The sequence below is a fragment of the Novipirellula caenicola genome, from assembly GCF_039545035.1.
GTDB classification, from domain to species: Bacteria; Planctomycetota; Planctomycetia; order Pirellulales; family Pirellulaceae; genus Novipirellula; species Novipirellula caenicola.
In genome coordinates, this window is the sequence record NZ_BAABRO010000023.1 from 55,087 (window position 1) to 68,494 (window position 13,408).

A 13,408-nucleotide genomic window follows, 5' to 3' on the forward strand; every position below is an offset into this window, starting at 1 on the left:
GAGACACGGAGACACGGAGACACGGAGACACGGAGACACGGAGACACGGAGACACGGAGACACGGAGTGAGGAGTGAGGAGTGAGGAGTGAGGAGTGAGGAGTGAGGAGGTAAAGCTGAACTTGCACACTCTCCATTTTGGATACACAGAGGCCCCACGCAGAGTTTGCTTTGCTCGCTCGGACCTCCCCAAAACAAGTTTCGGGGAGGTGAAATGGCTTTGCCGGATCCGCTATTCCGCAGCGGCTTAGCCGAGTAGCTCGGATGCGACCGAGTCGGCAAACAGGATTCCTTGTTCGCTCAGACGGATGTGATTGCCCTGTCGCTGCAGCAGGCCTTGCGCGATCGATTTTTCGATCGCGTCGCCGCATTCGCGGTGTAAGTCGATCTGGGTTTCATGAGCGAGTTCGGCGATGTCGATGCCGTCAATCAGACGGATGCCAAACGCGGCGCGTTCGCGTGCATATTGCAGTGGGGTGATCGCGTCGGATTCGGCAACCGGGGATTCGTTTTGCTGCATTCGCTTCAGGTACGTGGTGGTGCTGCGATGATTGACTTCGCGACGTCCGCCAACAAAACGTGCGGCACCAGGGCCGGCGGCGTACCAGCCTCGGCCTTGCCAGTAGGCAAGGTTGTGGCGACAACGAAAGCCGTCACGTGCAAAGTTAGAGATCTCGTAGTGCCTCAGTCCTTCAACGGCCGAACGTTCACGCGTGGTTTGATACATCACAACCTCGCTCGCCTCGTCCACTGCGTCGAGTCGTCCGGCGCGTTTTGCGGTCCAAAACGCCGTTCCCTTCTCGAACGTTAACGCGTAGGTCGAAAGATGATGGATTGGCAAATCGAGTGCGGTTTGCAAATCCGACTGCCATTGGGAAACGGTTTCCTGCGGCGCGGCGAAAATCAAATCAATCGAAACGTTGCCAATCCATTTTGCCGCCAATTCGATCGCCGCGGCGGCTTGTGATGCAGTGTGGCTGCGCTCCAATAATTTTAGTTTCGATGGCGTAAAGGACTGCACCCCGAGACTGATCCGGTTGATTCCGTGATCGGCCAGCACGCGTAGTTTATCTTCGTCGATGTCTTCGGGGTTGGCTTCGACACTTCGCTCGGCTTGGTCGGTAAGGCAAAATCGCAATTCGATTTGTTTTAGTAGCCACTCTAACTGAGTGACACTTAGGTGCGTCGGAGTGCCTCCGCCTAGAAACAGCGTGTCAATCGAAGGTCGATCAAGCTGTGCGAGTTCTTGATCAATCGCCGACAAAAATGGCTGGACCAAATCGTCCCGGTCCGCGATTACGGAAAAGTTGCAATAGCCACAGCGATGTCGACAAAACGGAACGTGGACGTAGGCCGATCGAGGTGTCGGCCAAGTCCAATCCGAAGGTGGATGCGAAACAGACTGCATGTTTAAAGCCACAGTTTCATGCGGCCACCAAGGGCATCGGGAAGTCCTTTGTTGGCAAGTCGCTTCACTTGCGCATCGTTGTAACGCGTGCTGAGGTGAGATGCGATGATCAATTCGTTTTGGAAACGGTCGGCACGTTGCCGGTAATCGTCGATGTGCATATGCCCATGCTTGTGGATTTTTTCTTTGCGATGCTCGGGTGCGACAAACGTCAACTCGCTGATCAACGTTTTCGCCTCGTAAAAGACCGGATTGTTATCCAGTCCCGGTGGCGATGTGTCACCGGTATAGGCGAACACCGGCACCCTCGTCTCTTCGGTGATCTCGGTTCCCGCCAATTTCAGGTCGCGGATCTTGTCGCCTTCGAGCCCTTGAAATTCGGGTTTCAATTTGTGACGCCGCTGATGAATCACAAAGCCGAGCGAATCAATCGTATGGCGAGTTTCCAGAGCTGTGACGATGTACTCGCGGCTGATGGACGTCTCATCGCCTGGCAGCAGCCCGATCAATTCGCATGGCATCGCTCCTCGATCGAGACGGCGGAACAGTTGCAGCATGTCCCAAGTGGTGTCGACAGCGGAATCCGGAAGGTAGATGACCGGCGGATCCATCTTCATCATCCGCCGCCGTGACACGTAGGCGGGCAAGGCGGCAATGTGGTCCAGATGGGCGTGCGAGATGAACATGGTGGGCGTGCCCATGAAATCCCACGGTTGGCCGCCACAGTCGAACAAAACCTTTAGTTCATTGACTCGCCAATACGTTTGCACAGCCGCGCGTGAGTAGCCTTCGATGGTCAGACCATTGTGGACGTGAGAAAGAACAGGAAGGTTTTCAACCATCGGGCCGTAAGCATTGAGTGCAAATTGTGAAGGAACTTGTCTAGGCCCGAACAAGATATCGTGAAGGGATGGTTTGATGTACCGGACACGATCCGAAGACCTTGCCCCGATAACCATCGGCGATGGATCGTGCTGCGAACCGCGAGGTTAGCGCATCCGGATCGGCATGTTGCTCGCTTCGATGGCCTTGGTGCCGTAGTTGTCCACTTCGTTGACATTCAAACTGTCCGAATAGTTCGATGTGCGGACGACATAGATATCGCCATGCTCGTGCTGCAAGACCGCCGCACCGTGGTGCCGGGTCAATTCGAGCGTGGCCAAAAACCACCCAATCAGCGACGATTTGTGGATGCCACCGGTGACAAGGTCCATCAAATGGACTTGTTCGGTCGTTTTTAGACGCTCGTGAATCCGCTGCATGTAGACGTGGATTGGCGTGTCGTCGTAGATGACTTCGGTCGCAGGCGGGCCTGCGGCTTCACGCATGATTCGCCCAAACGCGCTGACCAAGTCCCAGATTTCCAGGTCGACGATCGGTTGATCGCCTAAATCGACTCGGCGAGTCGGCAAATCGTCCGACATCCGCTCGTACCGCTGCTGCCACCGACTGCCCATCTCATCCAGAATGGAGGCGGCATCACGGATTTCTTTGTATTGCAGCAATCGTTCAATCAGCTCGGATTGCGGATCGACGATCTCTTCCTCGTCGCTTTCTTCGACGATTTTTGGCAAAACCGCCTGACTTTTCATCTCGACCAAGGTCGTCGCAAGGTCGAGGAAGTCCCCGATATCGCCCAGGTCCAACTCTTGCAAAATGTCCATGTAGCCGAGGTACTGGTCGACAATTTTGGACAATGACACCTCTGGCAGCGACACCTCTTGGCGGCGAACCAAGTAGAGCAGCAGGTCGAGTGGGCCACGATATGCTGGCAATTCAACACGAAAATTCATGGTTTTGCCGAGGTCCCAAGCGGTGCGAACGTAGCGAATGGAGAAGATGGGTGAGATGACGAGCGGAATACGACTCGCTCGGTGACTCACATTAGCTTAGCAACCAAGATCACTCTAGACACGTTTTTGTGCTCATTTGCTGCGTTTTCGCGTGAACATCCTGCAGAATCATGCTGTCCAGGCCGGTGGCGACACGCCAAGCCGACGGCGATTCGCGAGCCCGCCTGGCGATTCACTTCGGAGCCGGTCTAAGCCCTTGTTGGTTTTTGTCGCCAAAATTATCATGCTACGCTCGACAAAGCGGTTCAATCCAAATCCTCGTAGATGACGATACCCCCCATCTGATGAGCAACGACAACCAGCGGCATGTGCTCAGTGCACTTGTCCAAAACGTTCCAGGCGTTCTGGCCCACATTTCCGGCATGCTTGCCTCACGCGGATTCAATATCGATTCGCTTGCGGTCGGTGAGACCGAAAACAAGCAACTTTCCCGCATGACCTTTGTCGTCGTGGGCGACGACCGCGTGCTCGAGCAGGTCGGCAAGCAGTTGGAAAAGATCGTCACGGTCGTCCAAGTGCTCGACGTCAGCAGTCGTGATTTCGTTGAACGCGATTTGTTGTTGATGAAGATCAAAGCACCCGCCGGTCCGGTTCGCAGCGAGATTCGTGAGCTGGTCGATATTTTCCGTGGCAAGATCGTCGACGTCGGCCCGAGCGAAGTGATGGTGGAAATCAGCGGTCGCGAGAACAAGGTGCAAGCGTTCATTGAGCGGATGCGACCTTACGGGATCACCGAACTGGCTCGCACCGGTCGTATCGCGATGGTTCGCAGCGACGCCGGAGTGCCACGCCTAAGCGACTCGCCCAAGGTGGTAACGGTTTAACGAATCAACGTTCTGCCGCTCGCCCCCCTAGAGTTTTCTTATACCAATAGACAATTTCTTACTTAACAACCCAAAGATTTGAGCCCCGTTATGGCTGCTACGATTTACTACGAAAACGATGCGGATTTGTCTCACCTCAAAGGCAAGACCGTCGCAATTCTTGGCTACGGTTCGCAAGGCCACGCACAGGCTCAAAACCTTCGTGACAGCGGATGTGAGGTGATCATCGGGCAACGCCCCGGATCGGCGAATTATGACTTGGCCGTTTCGCATGGCTTCAAGCCGATGTCGATCGACGAAGCGACCAAGGCAGCGGACGTTATCAACGTCCTGCTTCCCGATGAAGTTCAAGGCGACATCTATCGCCAACACATCGAGCCGAACTTGGAACCTGGCAACGTGTTGATGTGCTCGCACGGTTTCAATATCCACTTTGGCCAAATCGAGCCGCCCAAGGGAATCGACACCTTGTTGGTCGCTCCCAAAGGCCCCGGGCATTTGGTACGTAGCGAATACGAAAAAGGTGGCGGCGTTCCTTGTTTGATCGCGTTGGGCGAAGGGGCTTCGGAAACCACTAAACAAATCGGTTTGGCCTACGCCAAGGCGATCGGCGGAACGCGTGGCGGTGTGATTGAGACCACGTTTGCCGAAGAAACCGAAACCGACTTGTTCGGCGAACAGGTTGTGTTGTGCGGCGGCGTCAGCGAATTGGTGAAAGCTGGTTTTGAAACGCTTGTCGAAGCTGGTTATCAGCCTGAAATGGCTTACTTCGAGTGCATGCACGAATTGAAGCTGATCGTTGATTTGTTGTACCAAGGCGGTTTGAGCTACATGCGTTACAGCATCAGCAACACTGCCGAATACGGTGACTACGTCAGCGGTCCACGTATCATCACCGACGAAACCAAAGCCGAGATGAAGAAGATTTTGACGGAAATCCAACACGGCGAGTTCGCTCGCAAGTGGATTTCGGAAAATCGTGCCGGTGCACCTTTCTTCAAGGCAACTCGTCGTTTGGAGCGTGAGCATGGCGTCGAGCAAATCGGCCGTGGACTTCGCCGCATGATGACTTGGATCGACGAAAAGGAAGTTTGATCCATGGCATCGTCAGATCCATTGCAAGTGTTTCGTGTTGCGGATCTGACGCAGATGCAGATCGATAGGGTTCGGCGTTGGCACGTCGAACCGATGGGACATTCGTTGACGGGCATCATGGGGCTCGTCTGTGACCAACATGCCACCAATTTTCAGTTGTGGCACGAAGAGGACAAGGCACGCAGTCCCACCGCCACCGATACGGAAATCGCAGCCGTCAAACGCACGATTGATGGCTTGAACCAGCAGCGTCATAACCAGATCGAAAAAATCGATGACGCAATTTCGGAAGCCATCGCTGCGGCGGGGATCACGACCGCTGCTGACGCTCCGATCAACACCGAGACGCCCGGCAGTGTGATCGATCGTTTGTCGATCCTATCGCTGCGGTTGTTTCATTACGGTGAGCAGTGTGATCGCAGCGATACCGAACCCGAGCACCGGGCAAAAGTCGCTCAGCGGCTAGCGGTCTGCGAGACCCAATTGGCTGATTTGTCGTTGTCGCTACAGCAATTGTTGGATGACATTTTTGCAGGCCGAAAGCGTCACAAGACCTATCGCCAGATGAAAATGTACAACGACGCCTCGCTCAACCCTGCGATCTATAACGCGGGTAAATCATAACCCTAAGCCGGATCTCGAGCCGCGGTGTTGACGTAGATTCGGTAGACGGCGAAAGTGAGGGGCGATTCGTTGCCGAAAATTCGCTCTGGTGTGTTGCTGCCCAAGAAACGAAGAGACGAAGAGTCGATCGTATCCGATGTTCCCCACGCGGCATGGTGGCGTCGTGTTACTAATGCGGACGGCTTTGGTTGTAGAGTTCTCGGATTTCGAAGTCAGATAATGTGCGGCTGAATATCGCAAATTCATCGATCCGACCGTTCAAGTTGCGGACCGGTTCGCTGTCGTATTTTCGCTCGGGGCTCCAATTTCCTAATTCAGCTTTGCCAAAACGAATCTTATTGACAGGTTCTTGCGGGACATTGGGTTCGCTGCCGGTACGTAGGTCAAACCGGGCAACCCGTTCGCCATTGAGGTAGTGGGAAAGGGTTTGCGATTTCTTGTCGACCACGACTGCCAAGTGAATCCAACGCCCGAGGTCCTCGTACCCCAGTACGGGCTTGCTTACAAAAATACGACGTGGCGAATTTGCCAGTTTGATCCCAGCGTCGATCTCGCCCGTCGATTTCAGCTGCCAGTGTAAATGGCCGTCATCGTAACGATCGGTTAAGAAAATCGAGTTGAAGTGTCGGTCAAAGCCATCGAGTCGGAGCCAAGTCGTCATGCTTACGTCCTCGAATTCACCGGGGATATTTAGCCGCACTCGATCGCTTGGTTTCTTGAATTCAAGCGACGGCTTCAGGTCCCAGCGGCCCGAGCTTACTTCGCATCCCACAATCGATCCGTCAATCGCGTTTTGGCTTTTGTCTTTCAACACTTGTGGGTTTTGGCTTTGCGAATCAAAGTCATAGAACACCACCAGGTCTTTGTCGTGTTGAATTTTCGTGCGGTAATCGGACCACGCACGGAAGGTTTTTCGCTCCTGTTCCGTTTTTCGCAGGCTCAAATCACTGTTGTTCGTGAATTGACTGGTGTCCGATTCGATCCTTGCCCATTGGTTGTTGTCTTTTTGCTGAAGCCCTTCGCCCGACAGCACCGTTTGCGGTAAGTCGTCGCCGTGCAACGAATGAACATGGACTTCTCCGTCGAACACGTGCAATTCCTGCTTGCCATCTGGTTTGATTTCCACTCCAAACTCAGTCCCCATGTCCAGGTACTTTGTGTCCAGCGTTTCGATTGAAAATCCAACCGCGGCCGGAGGGACATAGCAGCGGATTTTGCCGTTGTGCAGTACAGCCTTTTCCTTCGACACTAGGTCGAGCTTTGCAGGGCCTTCGACAACGACCATCGCACCTGAAAGAAACACAATCTCTAAAATGCCGGATTCAAAATTCAATACATGATTAGGAATCACTTCGCCCACACGAAGCGGCGTCGCCGATGGCCCCCAGTTCACATCGACGGCACTCTTGATCAACGCAATCGATTGGTTGCCAACCAGTCGGGTCGGAGGAAGCGGTGGGTTGATCAACTGGGCTTCTTGGGTTGCGGGATCAGCCAATTGGATTGGCGCATGCGTTCCGTTGTTCGGCTGATAAAGAAACGAAAAGATGGCGATGCCGATCGAAGCGGCGCAGGCCAGTGTCATCATTAGCCAAGTCAACTTCAGCTGACGGGATTGAGATCTGGACGAGCTATGGGCGGCCTCTCGATTGGTGTCACTTGGGTCGCAATCCATGACCGCGGCCATTGATAAGCCGTGCGAATCCACAGCGGATTGGTTGATGTCATACATGTCAGCGATTTCATTCAGTGCTGCGTGAGTCAACATCGTCTCACGGAACTGTTGTCGTCGCTCAACATCATCGCGGAGCATCGTTTCAAGCCGGCTAAACGATTCCCGGTCTAGCAGTCCCGCGCAGTAGCGATCGACAAGATCGTCGAAATCGTTTGGATTAAAGGCATCCATCAGTGATTTGGTTTCTGTGGGTTGATTGGTTTTCAGCTTGGCTTCAGTTTCGTTTCAACGCACTGTTTCAAGGCGCGCCGCAAGCGACCGAGTAGTTTGTAGAGGCGATTGACGGATAGGCTGTGTTTTTCAGCAACGCGATTTATCGGAGTTCCGCACGCGTAGGCGGACACCAAAAGATTTCGGTCAGGTTCCTGTAAATGCGACATGCAGTCGCTCAAATAGCGAATGCGATCTTCGACATCGAGAGCATGGTCGTCCGAAACATATTCCTCTGCCAATGTCGTGATTAGGCCTTCATCAAGCACCAATCGGTCCCGCGCCAGTTTGCGGCGATACGTCAGGACTTCAAATCGAGCAATCACGTACGCCCATTTGAGAAATCCTGATGGGTCATCGAGTTCATCGAATTTCTTCCAAAGTACAGTGCTGACGTTTTGCATCACTTCATCGACCGAATCGCGGTCGCAAAGCAACGTAAACAAAAATGCACGTATGCGACGTTCGTGGGTGGTAAAGAGTTGAACAAAGTTTGCGACATCTGCTTCGCTCTCCGATCGTTCTCCTTGGTTGCTCATACCCGAACCTTGGGAATTCTCACTGTTTCATTACTGCCGCTCAAGCGAATTTCCGCCTTGCGTTTTTACTTTTATAACGCCTTTTTTCCCGCTCGTTGGGTTCGCCGTCTTCGGGATCAGGCGAAGGGGCGATTCGGCGAACCACGCTACCAACCGACTTTGTTCAAAAAATCAGATCTTTTTTTATTTTCTGTGGTCAGTCTCTGTTTGAACGGCAGTAAATACGTCGGAAATGAAAAGTAACGAGGTTGACTGCCAGCGGGCGTTCTTGCACTTGTATTCATTTTCTTTCTCTTTCTCTCATCATCTCTTTTTCTGAGGCAGATTAGATGTCTAGTCATTTAGCCCGACGCGGTAAATTCGGCTTCACCTTGGTGGAACTGCTCGTCGTGATCGCAATCATTGGGGTGCTGGTCGGATTGCTGTTGCCTGCGGTGCAAGCGGCTCGCGAAGCGGCACGACGTATGAGTTGCAGCAACAATTTCAAGCAGCTTGGATTGGCGATGCACAACTACCATTCCAGCTTCAATCAGTTGCCGATACAGGGCACAGGACCCTATGGCGACGTCAGTAAAGGTCCAAACAATACCGGCAATGAAGGGGCGGCAAGCCGTCGATCCACCAAACGCCAAGGTAGTGCACTCATCGGTTTATTGCCATTCTGTGAATTGACAGGATTGTGGGAGTCGATTTCAAACGAGCAAGTCAGTGACGACGGCGCGATTTTCTACTACCCATTTGGTCCCAATCACACATACGGCGGATCCGACGTAACTCGATACAATCCGGCCGTGACCGAGGTCCCCATGTTTCGTTGCCCCAGTGATCCAGGCGTTGGTTTTCCAGCACTGGGACGCACGAACTACGCATTTTGTTTAGGCGATACGGTTTGGAACATTCACCGCGGCATTTTGCATCGAAATAATTCAACAGAGGTTGCAGGTAGGTCGAATGTCGCAAATTGTCGCGGCATGTTCGTGGCCCACGCCTCGATGCGATTTGGTGATATTCTCGATGGACTGAGTAACACCATTGCCATGGGAGAAATTGCAACGGACTTGGGGGACAATTTTGCGACGACCACATTCGGTTCCAACAAGTCCGATAACAATCTAATCCTCTCCAATCCGTCCGCTTGCGATGTCGCGATCGACGCGTCTCGCCCTACTTTTTATGATCCCGCGAGTGCAAGTTATCAGGCGATGCCAGGAGCTCCGAATATTCTTCGAGGCTACCGTTGGACTGCGGCTGGCGCTTGCTTTACTGGGATGACCACAACAAGACCACCAAACAAACCGTTGTGTGGCCGATACTCTGCGACGACCAACGCAGTCGAGCATGTTGGTTCCTTTCCTTCGAGTAGTCGACATCAAGGTGGTTGCCACGTTTTGATGGGAGATGGAGCCGTGAAGTTTGTCACCGACTCCATCGAAGCAGGAGACGGAACTACGGGGCCAGTCGATCCAGGTCGTGCAGGTTGTAAGGCAGCCGGCTTGCAAAGCCCCTATGGACTTTGGGGAGCACTGGGCACTCGTGCAAGCAAAGAAACGGTCAGTATTGAGAACCTGTAGTTCGATCCTTGCTTTACTTCTATTTTGTTTTCACATTCGAAATGACACGATGAAATTAAAGACTATTCTTTCCATGGTTTGGGCATTGTTACTGGTAACTACCATTGGCTGTGCTTCAGAAGAACCTCAGAAACTGGAATATACACAGGACGAACTTCAGCAGATGGATGCTGCTATGGGAATCGATTCTGAAGGAAATCCAATCGGCGACACCGAATTCAAAGACTGAGAAAGCGATTGCACGGGTGATCGCGTCTGACACTCAAAACCATACGGATTGTGTTCATCGTCGCAGACACGTGCTTCGAAAGATGTGATCCGTACAAGATTCTCAAAGTTGACGCGTTAAGAGTCGTAATGACAAAAAGAAAGCGGGCGACGTGTATGTCGCCCGCTTTTTTTGATCTCGTTCAGCGATTTGTCGCGATGGAGATGTTTTGTGATTTCACAGTTGGTTATTTGACGTCTGGCTATTTCACAACCAAGTTCACCAGTCGTCCAGGGACCACGATTTGTTTGACAATCGTTTTGCCCGCCAATTGCTCGCTCACTTTGGCGTCGGCCAAGGCGATTTCGATCAATTGATCTTTGCCGGCATCGGGAGCCACGTTGATCTTGGCTTTGATCTTTCCATTGATTTGGACGGGGATCTCGATGCTGCTTTCGACCAATGCGGCTTCGTCCCACTCGGGCCACGCGGCTTTGGCGACACAGCCTTCGCCGCCTAACAGCATCCATAATTCTTCGGCCAAATGCGGAGCGTAAGGCGACAACAAGATCAGAAAGGTCTTCATCGCTTCACGCGGACGTTTCTCGCAGCGAGTAAAGAAGTTCGTGAACTCCATCATCCGAGCAATGGCCGTATTAAAACTCATCGCTTCGGTGTCTTCGGTGACCTTGCGGATCGTTTGGTGAAGCGTTCGCAATTGGTCTTCGTCACAGGCGTCATCGGTGATCGCATCACACAGCACGACTTCGTCCGCATCCTGATCGATGATCATTCGCCAGACGCGGTCCAAGAAATTACGGACTCCGCCGACTCCGTCCATCGACCATGGCTTGGTCGCTTCGAGCGGTCCCATGAACATTTCGTAAAGTCGCAGTGCGTCAGCGCCGTAATCCCTCACGACGGCGTCGGGGTTGACGACGTTGCCTCGACTCTTGGACATCTTGTCGGCCTTCGCCAAGACCTTCAAATCGGTACCCGCCAAAAACGTGTTGCCTTTGCGTTTTTCCGTTGCATCGTCACTTAAATCCGAGCCATCGGAATGTTTCAAAATGACGGAAACTTTGCCGCCATCTTCGACGCGGTCACCTTGGATTCCCTTGGCATTAAGATCGGCCTTCGCTGATTCGTATTCTTCGTCGCTCATGTGATACTGCGGCGAACCAAGGATCATGCCTTGGTTGACCAGACGGCCGAACGGCTCGGGGGTGCTGACGTGGCCGCGATCGTAAAGGACTTTGTGCCAGAATCGCGAGTACAGCAGATGCAACACAGCGTGCTCCGCTCCGCCGACGTACAAGTCGACTGGCATCCACTGCTTTTCTTTTTCGGGATCGATCATCGCTTGATCGTTTTTGGGATCAATGTATCGCAAGTAATACCAACATGATCCGGCCCACTGAGGCATCGTGTTGGTTTCACGGCGGTAGCGTTTTCCATCGATCGTGACGTACAACCAATCGTCATCGGCTTTGGCCAATGGCGGCTCGGGGCGACCATGCGGTTTGTAGTCTTTTAGGTCAGGCAATCGGACAGGAAGTTCTGCAGTATCGACCGCTCGCTTGATTCCCGTTGGCTCGCCGTTTTCGTCGAGCTCGTGCAGGATTGGGAACGGTTCGCCCCAAAAACGTTGACGACTGAACAGCCAATCACGAAGCTTGAAGTTGACCGCCTCGCTGCCCTGGCCGGATTCCGACAACCACTTGGTGACCGCCGATTTGACTTCTTCGGTGGTTTTGCCGTCGAATTCGCCACTGTTGATTGCTCGGCCTTGAGCCGCAAAGCAGACTTCGCCTTTTAGGATCGCTTCGCGGTTGGGATCATCCGCGTCGGGATCAACCACAGGCACGACCTTTAAATCGAACTGCTTGGCAAATTCAAAGTCGCGTTCGTCGTGTGCGGGCACGGCCATGATCGCTCCGGTGCCATAGCCGGCCAACACATAGTCGGCAACCCAAATCGGGATCGCTTCGCCGTTGACGGGATTGATCGCGGTTGACCCGGTGAAGACACCCGTTTTGATTTTGTCACCTTCGGTGCGTTCACGGTCACTTTTGAAGGAGGCTTTTTCGCGATACGCGTTGACGGCCTCGGAATGTGCCTGCGTCGTCAAGCGGTCGACCAGCGGGTGTTCGGGTGCGATCACCATATAGGTTGCTCCGAACAGCGTGTCCGGGCGGGTCGTGTAGACTCGCAAAGCATCGTCGCCGGATTCGGCAGGAAATGCGTTCTTGGCCCGTTCCGCTTTCCAGGCGTCAAATTGGTCAGCGTCACCAATATAGAAGTCGACTTCGGCACCGGTACTGCGTCCGATCCAATCGGTTTGCAGTTTCTTGATCCCCGTGGGCCAATCCAAATCGTCCAGTCCGTCTGCCAGCCGCTCGGCGTACGCGGTGATCCGCAGCATCCATTGACGCAGTGGAATCCGTTTGACGGGATAACCGCCACGGTCGCTCTTACCGTCGATCACCTCTTCATTGGCCAAAACGGTACCAAGTTCTTGACACCAATTCACTAAAGCGTCGTCTTGATAGGCCAACCGCTGCGAGTCGCGATAGGCTTCGATGGCCGATTCACCTTGCGACTGTACACCCTCAGGGATCGGCAATTCCGCGATCGGACGGCCCTTTTGCGCTTCGCTATCAAACCAGGTGTCGTATAGAACAAGAAAGATCCACTGAGTCCAGCGAAAATAATCTTCGTCGGTGGTCGCCAGTACCCGGTCCCAGTCGTAGCTGAAGCCCAACATTTTTAATTGGCGGGTAAAGTTATCGATGTTTTTCTGGGTCTGAACGCGAGGGTGTTCGCCAGTCTTGATCGCGTGTTCTTCGGCGGGCAGCCCGAATGCGTCGAATCCCATCGGGTGCAGCACGCTCTCGCCACGGGCGCGGGCAAAACGCGAGATGATGTCGGTCGCCGTGTAGCCTTCGGGGTGCCCGACGTGCAGCCCATCGCCGCTGGGGTAGGGAAACATGTCCAAAACGTAACGTTTTTTGCCCGTCGGGTTTTCCGGAGTGGCGAATACGTGGTTTTGTTCCCAATAAGCTTGCCAGCGAGGCTCAATTTCGGCGGGATTGTAACGAGGCATGGAAAGTTCGGCTTTGACGTAAGAGGGGAAAATCCAGAGCGTTCAAAGGGAGAATTCTAGGAAATACCGGGACAGATGAAAGGTGGACCCGAAATTGCGGTTTTTTGTGTGGCTGCGCAAGTTTACCCGCCCTCGGGGAGGGGCGGCCGCAGGAGGCGGCCGGGGAGGGTTCGGTGCCTGAAGTTGGCACGGTCTATTTCTAACACCGCGAACCCCACCCAGAGCCGGCTGCCGCC

General features: G+C 53.6%; 11 protein-coding genes. 5 read left to right on the top strand and 6 right to left on the bottom strand.

What is annotated here, in order from left to right:
* Positions 1 to 246: 246 nt before the first annotated feature.
* The 3 genes from hemW to ABEA92_RS27550 all read right to left on the bottom strand — a co-directional run bounded on the left by hemW (position 247) and on the right by ABEA92_RS27550 (position 3,290).
* The gene (gene hemW, locus ABEA92_RS27540) at positions 247 to 1,407 is read right to left on the bottom strand and encodes a radical SAM family heme chaperone HemW (protein WP_345688403.1); all 1,161 of its coding nucleotides are present in this window, start codon (positions 1,405 to 1,407) and stop codon (positions 247 to 249) included.
* Positions 1,408 to 1,409: 2 nt separating this feature from the next.
* The gene (locus ABEA92_RS27545; RefSeq protein WP_345688405.1) at positions 1,410 to 2,249 is read right to left on the bottom strand and encodes an MBL fold metallo-hydrolase; all 840 of its coding nucleotides are present in this window, start codon (positions 2,247 to 2,249) and stop codon (positions 1,410 to 1,412) included.
* A gap of 147 nt (positions 2,250 to 2,396) precedes the next feature.
* On the bottom strand, positions 2,397 to 3,290 hold the full coding sequence (locus ABEA92_RS27550; protein WP_345688407.1) for a segregation and condensation protein A: 894 nt from the start codon (positions 3,288 to 3,290) through the stop codon (positions 2,397 to 2,399).
* 254 nt (positions 3,291 to 3,544) lie between these two features.
* Here ABEA92_RS27550 and ilvN point away from each other — a divergent pair, with 254 nt between their 5' ends.
* The 3 genes from ilvN (at position 3,545) to ABEA92_RS27565 (ending at position 5,803) form a co-directional block, all read left to right on the top strand.
* Complete coding sequence (gene ilvN, locus ABEA92_RS27555) at positions 3,545 to 4,084, top strand: acetolactate synthase small subunit (RefSeq protein ID WP_345688409.1); 540 nt, start codon at positions 3,545 to 3,547, stop codon at positions 4,082 to 4,084.
* 90 nt (positions 4,085 to 4,174) lie between these two features.
* Positions 4,175 to 5,179 carry a ketol-acid reductoisomerase gene (ilvC, locus tag ABEA92_RS27560; protein ID WP_345688411.1) on the top strand — a complete coding sequence of 335 codons (1,005 nt, stop codon included), beginning with the start codon at positions 4,175 to 4,177 and terminating at the stop codon, positions 5,177 to 5,179.
* Positions 5,180 to 5,182: 3 nt separating this feature from the next.
* Positions 5,183 to 5,803: a DUF4254 domain-containing protein gene (locus ABEA92_RS27565; RefSeq protein ID WP_345688413.1), complete on the top strand. Its 621-nt coding sequence runs from the start codon at positions 5,183 to 5,185 to the stop codon at positions 5,801 to 5,803.
* A 169-nt stretch (positions 5,804 to 5,972) separates the two neighbouring features.
* Here the strand turns inward: ABEA92_RS27565 and ABEA92_RS27570 are convergent, their stop codons facing one another.
* Together ABEA92_RS27570 and ABEA92_RS27575 are read right to left on the bottom strand one after the other, a co-directional pair.
* Positions 5,973 to 7,709 (bottom strand): LamG domain-containing protein, encoded by a 1,737-nt coding sequence (locus ABEA92_RS27570; RefSeq protein WP_345688415.1) that lies wholly within the window; start codon positions 7,707 to 7,709, stop codon positions 5,973 to 5,975.
* 32 nt (positions 7,710 to 7,741) lie between these two features.
* Entirely contained in the window at positions 7,742 to 8,287 is a 546-nt protein-coding gene (locus tag ABEA92_RS27575; RefSeq protein ID WP_345688417.1) for a sigma-70 family RNA polymerase sigma factor, read from the bottom strand.
* Positions 8,288 to 8,616: 329 nt separating this feature from the next.
* Between ABEA92_RS27575 and ABEA92_RS27580 the strand changes: the two genes are divergently transcribed.
* Positions 8,617 to 9,858 carry a DUF1559 family PulG-like putative transporter gene (locus ABEA92_RS27580; protein WP_345688419.1) on the top strand — a complete coding sequence of 414 codons (1,242 nt, stop codon included), beginning with the start codon at positions 8,617 to 8,619 and terminating at the stop codon, positions 9,856 to 9,858.
* 49 nt (positions 9,859 to 9,907) lie between these two features.
* Positions 9,908 to 10,087, top strand: a complete 180-nt coding sequence (locus ABEA92_RS27585; RefSeq protein ID WP_345688420.1) for a hypothetical protein — start codon at positions 9,908 to 9,910, stop codon at positions 10,085 to 10,087.
* A gap of 241 nt (positions 10,088 to 10,328) precedes the next feature.
* Here the strand turns inward: ABEA92_RS27585 and leuS are convergent, their stop codons facing one another.
* Positions 10,329 to 13,172, bottom strand: a complete 2,844-nt coding sequence (gene leuS / locus ABEA92_RS27590; RefSeq protein ID WP_345688421.1) for a leucine--tRNA ligase — start codon at positions 13,170 to 13,172, stop codon at positions 10,329 to 10,331.
* Positions 13,173 to 13,408 lie beyond the last annotated feature (236 nt).

Coding starts and splice junctions, on each gene's coding strand:
- ilvC (WP_345688411.1), top strand. CDS start 4,175: ATGGCTGCTACGATTTACTACGAAAACGATGCGGATTTGTCTCACCTC.
- hemW (WP_345688403.1), bottom strand. CDS start 1,407: ATGCAGTCTGTTTCGCATCCACCTTCGGATTGGACTTGGCCGACACCT.
- ilvN (WP_345688409.1), top strand. CDS start 3,545: ATGAGCAACGACAACCAGCGGCATGTGCTCAGTGCACTTGTCCAAAAC.
- ABEA92_RS27545 (WP_345688405.1), bottom strand. CDS start 2,249: ATGGTTGAAAACCTTCCTGTTCTTTCTCACGTCCACAATGGTCTGACC.
- ABEA92_RS27585 (WP_345688420.1), top strand. CDS start 9,908: ATGAAATTAAAGACTATTCTTTCCATGGTTTGGGCATTGTTACTGGTA.
- ABEA92_RS27565 (WP_345688413.1), top strand. CDS start 5,183: ATGGCATCGTCAGATCCATTGCAAGTGTTTCGTGTTGCGGATCTGACG.
- ABEA92_RS27575 (WP_345688417.1), bottom strand. CDS start 8,287: ATGAGCAACCAAGGAGAACGATCGGAGAGCGAAGCAGATGTCGCAAAC.
- ABEA92_RS27580 (WP_345688419.1), top strand. CDS start 8,617: ATGTCTAGTCATTTAGCCCGACGCGGTAAATTCGGCTTCACCTTGGTG.
- ABEA92_RS27570 (WP_345688415.1), bottom strand. CDS start 7,709: ATGGATGCCTTTAATCCAAACGATTTCGACGATCTTGTCGATCGCTAC.
- leuS (WP_345688421.1), bottom strand. CDS start 13,172: ATGCCTCGTTACAATCCCGCCGAAATTGAGCCTCGCTGGCAAGCTTAT.